Origin of the sequence: Allobosea vaviloviae, assembly GCF_001298265.1 — a bacterium.
Lineage (GTDB): Bacteria > Pseudomonadota > Alphaproteobacteria > Rhizobiales > Beijerinckiaceae > Allobosea > Allobosea vaviloviae_B.
Genome location: NZ_LGSZ01000098.1, coordinates 23,338 through 29,544, shown reverse-complemented (window position 1 = coordinate 29,544; position 6,207 = coordinate 23,338). Strand labels below are relative to the sequence as shown.

Genomic DNA, 6,207 nt, shown 5'->3' with positions numbered 1-6,207 from the left:
GAAGGGGTTCATCGACATCTTGACGTTGGCGAGCTCGACGCCGGAACCGTCCGCCTTCACCCGGATCTTCACGTTGTAGTCGACAACCCGCTTCACGGGCACCAGAATCTTCATGGGTGGCAGCCTCTCATCATGTTCAGAAATCGGGACGCCCCGTGGAGGAGGTCAGGCGCCGGCAAGCGTGATCGCGCGCTCGACCGGACCGCGCCGGAATCGGGGGCCGCAGGCCCTCGCGACCATTTCGAGGGCCGCGGCGATCTCCGCGCCCGGCTGGCGCCCGGCCCAGAACAGCGGGCCGCCCCTGTGTTTGGGAAAGCCGTAGCCGTGGACGAGGACGAGATCGATGTCGCTGGCGCGTTCCGCGACGCCCTCGTCGAGAACGAGAGCGGCCTCGTTGATGATCGCAGCGAGCGCCCGCGCTAAGATTTCATCCGCGTCGATCGCGCGCGCAGCAATCTGGTTGTTCTTGCGGTGCTTCTCGATCAGATCACTGACTACTGGATCGGGCTGTCCGCGAGGCGCGCCAGCCTCGTAACGATACCAGCCCGCGCCGCTCTTGCGACCGAGGCGGCCGGCTTCGCAGAGCTGGTCGAGTAGGGGTACGTAGCGCTCCTGCGGATCGCGGGTCGCCGCCAGACGGCGACGGGTCCGCCAGGCGATGTCGAGGCCCGCCATGTCCCAGGTGGCGAACGGCCCCATGGCGAAGCCGAACGCCGACAGGGCTGCGTCGACATCTTCCGGCAAGGCGCCGTCTTCCAGCAGATATTCGCACTGCTGCCGGTACGCCATGAAGATGCGGTTGGCGATGAAGCCCTCCGCGACGCCGGAGATCACCGGGATCTTGCCCAGCTTCCTGGCGATCCGTGCCGCCGTTGCGAGCACGTCCGGCGAAGTGCGGGCGCCGCGCACGATCTCGACGAGCCGCATGATATGCGCCGGACTGAAGAAGTGCAGACCAACCACATTTTGAGGCTGGTTCGTCTCGACGGCGAGGATATCGACGTCGAGATAGGACGTATTGGTCGCGAGAATGCTGTGCGGCGCCGCCTCCGCTGAAAGCCGGCGAAAGATTTCCTTCTTGACGTCGAGATCCTCGAAGGCCGCTTCGACTACGAGATCGGCATGGCCGACATTCGACCAGTCGGACGATGTCGAAAGGCGGTCGCGGCGGCGCTGGCGCTCCGGAGCGGTTATCCGTCCCGAAGCGACGGCTTGGTCTTCGATGGCGGCGATGCTCTGGCGTCCGCGCTCGACCGCCTCTTCAGAAGTGTCCAGCATATGGACCTCGAAACCCGCTCCAAGGAAACTGCTGGCTATGCCAGAGCCCATCAGCCCGGCGCCGATCACCGTGACCTTCTCGGGTATTGCCGAGGCGTTGCCGGCCTCGACTTTGCCGGCAACACGCTCGGCAAAGAAGAGGTGGCGCAGTGCGGCCGCTTCATCGCCTTGGCGCAGTGCCTGGAAAACCGACCGCTCCGCCGCGAGAGCTTCGTCGAACGGTAATGCAAGGGCCCTGCCGACGGCGGCGATCGCCTCGAGCACCTGAGGCCGCGCCTTGCCGCCGCGCGTCGCGGCCTCGACGACCTTCCCGTAGGCTCCGGCGTCGACCCTCTTGACGGGAAGGTCGCGCAGCCGCCGCTTCCCGGTCGTCGCCGCGAGTTCGGCGGCCAGCGCCGCGGCCGCGTCACGGACCTCTCCGGAGGCAAGTCGGTCCACCAGACCTAGCTCGACGGCTCTCTTCGCCGCAATCCGACGCCCGCTCACGATGAGGTCGAGCGCGACGGCGGGATCGGTGATGCGCGGGAGTCTGACGGTTCCCCCGGCGCCTGGGATCATGCCCAACGTGACCTCCGGTAGACCCAGGATTGCGTCCGGCGTCGCCACGCGCGCATCGCAGCCGAGAGCGAGTTCGTAGCCACCGCCGAGCGCAGCGCCATGAATGGCCGCGACGATCGGCTTGGGGCACGCCTCCAGCGCGGCGATAACCGCCGGCATCTGCGGATCCATCAGCGGCAGCGAGAACTCTTTGATGTCGGACCCGGACACGAAGGTCGATCCGGCTCCGACCAGAACCGAGCTCATGATCTGCGGATCTGCGGAGATCGTGTTGATCGCCGCTATCAACCCGGCGCGCACGGCGTGCGAACCGGCATTGACCGGCGGGTTGTCGATGACGATCATGGCGACGCCCGCCGAGATGGGATGGCGCTCGACGCGAACGGCTTCGTTGATGGCGTTCACGAATCGGTCGGGAGCGGCGGGCATGAGGGCACTCGCAAGGCAATGGCAGGGGGATGCCGTGTTGATCTGGCTGGCGTGACCGGCGCCAGGGCTGCGCGGTCAAGCTGCATGGCAGGGCGACGGTCGGCCGTGGACGACGCCGCAACAGCGGCCTCAGGCGGCGGGGGCGCGCCGGCGGCTGCCTCGGGGTGCGCCGCCCGCTGCGACAGCACCGTTGACGGGCTTCTTGCGCGCCTTCATCTCGGAGCTCGATTCTCGTTCCAGCTCGGCAATCGGCGAGGGCGACGTCCCCATCATGGCCGAGATCGAGGCCCCCGCATCGTTCATGATCGTCTTGAACTCTTTCAGACGGGAATCCATGCGAATGCTGGGGCCCGTCAGCGAGAGCGAATAGTGGACTTCATCGTTGATGTCGAAAATCGGCACGGAGATCGCCGTCACGCCGGGAATGCGCTGTCCCGACGTACAGGCGAAGCCCTGCTTACGGATTTTGGCCAGCTCGGCCCTCAGTTCGGTCTCATCCACCTTCTGGTCCACGGCCGACTGGGCCACTATCCGATCGATTTCGGCCTCGCCGGCATAGGCCAGAAGCAACCGGGCCGTCGCGCCACGCAGGAGGCTGACATGTTCGCCAGGACGCACGATCGTCATCAGCGGCGAAGGCGTGTCGACGACGTCAATGCAGATTCGCTCCACGCCCGCGCGAATGTTCAGAGTTACGGTTTCGCCGGTCGCGCGGCAAACCTCCGCCATGGCCGGCCTGGCGGCTTCCCTGATGCCCAGAGTGCTTTTCACCAGCCCGGACAGGCGCAGGATTTTGAGTGACAGGCAATAGCGTTGGTCCTCGAGACGAACGAGAAAACCGTTCCGTTGCAGTGTGTTGACCAAGCGAAACGTCGTTGCCTTGGGCATTGAGATGCGATCGCCGATCTCCAGGAGAGAAAGGCTTTGATGCTGCGCATCGAATGCGTCGAAAATAGCCAGCGCTCGTTCGACGGCACGGATCATGGGCGCGACTCCATAAATAGGGCATTTGGGAAAGTCGTGACCACGGCTTCACTCGGCCGCGAGTCGGGGCGCGCGCGTATCGGGCCTTATGGCATTTATCCCCGTCAGTTCGCGTCCCATGATCAGGGTGAGAATCTCGTTCGTGCCGTCCGGAATGGGCAACATGCGAACGTCGCGGTAAAGTTGCTCCAAGCCGGTTTCCTCTGCCACGCCCATCGCGCCATGCACCTGCATGGCGAGCGAAATCGCCTCTGCGCAAGCTGTCGTAGCATAGCGTTTGGCCATGGCGGATGTGCCGTCGGCGCGGCCACCATCATCGATGGTGGACAACGCATGGTAGCACAGGAGGCGACTGGTGGTGATCGCGGTCGCAATATCGGCGAGACGTCCCTGCACCAGTTGCTTGCGCCCGATCGGCTCGTCGAACTGCTTGCGGACCTGCGCATAGGCGATCGCGAGGTCCAGTGCCTTTTGCGCCATGTTGACAGCGCAAAGCCCGAGAAGCGGCCGATTGCCGACCCAGGTGCTCTGAAGAATGCGGGCCGCGTCTCCGCCCTGGCCTAACACGTTGCACTTCGGGACCCGGCAATCGTTCAGCGACATCTCCGAAAGATGACCCTGCTTGAAGCCGAGGACCGGGATCTCGCGCGCCTCGTAGGGGGATTTGTCGCGCTCGATCAGCACCCGCTGCATCACGGTCGCGCCATGCTCGCCGCGCCCCGTGGAACAGGTCGCGATCATCACGTCGCTGATCGTGCCGTTGGTGATCCACATCTTGGCGCCGGAGACGCTGCATTCGTCTCCCAGATCGGTTAGGCGCGTCTGAATACCCCGGGGGTCCGAACCGGTATTCGGCTCGGTCGAGCCCGTGCAGCAAATTTTTCGGCCGGCAATCAGATCGGGCAGCAAGGCCGAGACATGCTCGGCCCCGCCTTCGGCATGGATGCGCGCGATCGTACATTCGTGCGAGATCAGCGAGATCGCGATCACCGGCGGGAGCTGTTCGAAGGCCAAGCCGTAGTCCAGCATCTTCATCTCGCCGCCGCCGACGGACGCCGGCAACCGCGGCGCCGTCAGCCCCATCTCCGCCAGAATACCGTAGATCTCCAGCATGGTCTGCTTCGGCAACGGCTTCGTCGCGTCATGGCGTTTCAGCCGTGGCTCGATCTCCGTCCTGACCATGCGGGACACACTGTCCTGCAGCAGCTCCTGCTCTTCGGTGAGCTTGAAATCCATGACCGCGTCCTCGCTACGTTTGTTGTTGTCCGCTTTCATGCCGTCAGGGCATGACGAAGCCGCCATTCACGCTCAGCACTTGCCCTGTCACCCACGACGCCTCGTCGCTGCACAGGAAGGTGATCGCCGCCGCGATGTCCTCGGGCTCGCCGATGCGCCCGACGGGATAGAGCTTCAGCACGCTATGGACGCGGCGGGCATATTTTTCCTCGCCCATCTGCTCGCGCATGCCGTTTTCGCGCGAGATGCGCAGGGGCGTGTTGGTCGCGCCGGGGGAGACGATGTTCAGCGTCACGCCACCCTTTCCGACCTCTTGCGCGACCGACTTGATAAGGGCGATCACCCCAGCCTTCGCCGCGGCATAATAGGACAGACGCGCCTGCCCGATGCGCGCCGAGTCCGACGCGAGGCAGACGACGCGGCCGTAGCGGCGCTCGACCATGCCGGGCAGGATGGCCCGCAGGCCGAGCATGGGCCCGTGCAGGCAGACGCTCAGCATCCGCTTCCAGTCCGAGGGACCCGATTCCAAGAAGAGCTTGTCGTCGAGGACTGCAGCCGAATTGACGAATATCGAGATCGGGCCAAGTTCCGCCTCGGCTCGTGCCACCATCGCGCCGACCTCGTCCTCGTGCGTAATGTTGCAGCCGATGCCGATGGCGCCGGGCAGCGTCTTCGCTGCAGCCTCGGCCGATGCCGCATCGATATCGGCGAGCGCCAGCCGCCCGCCCTCGCTGGCGATGCGCTGCGCCGCAGCGAAGCCGATACCACGGGCGCCGCCGGTGACCAGCGCGACTTTGCCCTCGAAACGTCCTGCAGCCATCAGACCGGCCTCCGGAAGCGCCGGAAGTCCGGCTTGCGCTTCTCAATGAAGGCGTTGACGCCTTCCATGTTCTCCTCATTGCCGTAGATCGAGGCGAGTAGCTCGGCGTTCGGGAAGAAGGCCGAATAAAACTCTTGATCTGACCCGGCATTGAGAGAAAGTTTCGCGATGCGAATGCTCTGCGGGCTCTTGTCGAGGATGTCCGAGCAGAGCTGATCGACGGTGGCGTCTAGATCCTCGGCGCTGACCACCTGGTTGATCAGCCCCATCGCGAGCGCTTCCTGCGCGGTGTAGAGGCGGCAGGTAAAGACCATCTCGCGCGCCTTGCGCTCTCCGACATAGCGAGCAAGCAGCTGGCAGGCACCCCAGATTGGGATGCTGCCGACGCGTGGTCCGGTCTGGCCGAACTTGGCATCCTCGCTGGCGACGGTCATGTCGCAGAACAGATTGATCTCGTTGCCGCCGCCGACGCAGAAGCCGCGCACCTTCCCGATGATCGGCTTGTCCATCATCCGCATTACGGTCGAGAGGTTGAACAGCCGGCGCATGTGCTTGCGGCCGACGGCCGGCACCCGCTTCGACTGGTCCCGAATGTCCCCGCCCGAGCAGAAGGCCTTGTCGCCGGCGCCAGACAGCATGACCACGCCGATCTCTGGATCGTCCGCCGCGCGCGCCATCGCGTCGGTCAGCTCCTCATAGGTGCGCGGCCGCACGGCATTGCGGACCTCGGCGCGGTTGATCGTGATCCGGGCGATGCCGCCCTGCGCTTCGTAAAGCACGTCCTCGTAGGCCACCTTGTGTCTCCTCAAATTCCTCGTTCGAATTCCACTAGACGGATCCAATTCCGAAATGTTATAGCTCCGATCAAGGCCGACTAGCAACTCAGAATCGGCGAAATGGGA

5 protein-coding genes and 1 pseudogene are annotated in these 6,207 nt (G+C 64.7%); all 6 read right to left on the bottom strand.

Annotation, left to right across the window (positions count from 1 at the left end; genetic code table 11):
* Positions 1-114 (bottom strand): annotated as a pseudogene (locus AE618_RS28340) (electron transfer flavoprotein subunit beta/FixA family protein); the annotation flags it as partial.
* A 51-nt stretch (positions 115-165) separates the two neighbouring features.
* Entirely contained in the window at positions 166-2,241 is a 2,076-nt protein-coding gene (locus tag AE618_RS27075; protein WP_248311047.1) for a 3-hydroxyacyl-CoA dehydrogenase NAD-binding domain-containing protein, read from the bottom strand.
* Between the two features lie 153 nt (positions 2,242-2,394).
* Positions 2,395-3,249: an IclR family transcriptional regulator gene (locus tag AE618_RS27070; RefSeq protein WP_082365636.1), complete on the bottom strand. Its 855-nt coding sequence runs from the start codon at positions 3,247-3,249 to the stop codon at positions 2,395-2,397.
* 48 nt (positions 3,250-3,297) lie between these two features.
* Complete coding sequence (locus AE618_RS27065; protein WP_054212167.1) at positions 3,298-4,485, bottom strand: acyl-CoA dehydrogenase family protein; 1,188 nt, start codon at positions 4,483-4,485, stop codon at positions 3,298-3,300.
* Between the two features lie 43 nt (positions 4,486-4,528).
* Positions 4,529-5,305 (bottom strand): SDR family NAD(P)-dependent oxidoreductase, encoded by a 777-nt coding sequence (locus tag AE618_RS27060; RefSeq protein WP_054212166.1) that lies wholly within the window; start codon positions 5,303-5,305, stop codon positions 4,529-4,531.
* A complete protein-coding gene (locus AE618_RS27055) occupies positions 5,305-6,099 on the bottom strand; it encodes an enoyl-CoA hydratase-related protein (RefSeq protein ID WP_054212165.1) in 795 nt (264 codons plus the stop codon). The genes AE618_RS27060 and AE618_RS27055 overlap by 1 nt, the downstream gene beginning before the upstream one ends.
* Between the last annotated feature and the right edge of the window lie 108 nt (positions 6,100-6,207).

Excerpts from the sequence above, each read along its gene's own strand:
- AE618_RS27070 (WP_082365636.1), bottom strand. The coding sequence starts at position 3,249 with ATGATCCGTGCCGTCGAACGAGCGCTGGCTATTTTCGACGCATTCGAT.
- AE618_RS27065 (WP_054212167.1), bottom strand. The coding sequence starts at position 4,485 with ATGGATTTCAAGCTCACCGAAGAGCAGGAGCTGCTGCAGGACAGTGTG.
- AE618_RS27060 (WP_054212166.1), bottom strand. The coding sequence starts at position 5,305 with ATGGCTGCAGGACGTTTCGAGGGCAAAGTCGCGCTGGTCACCGGCGGC.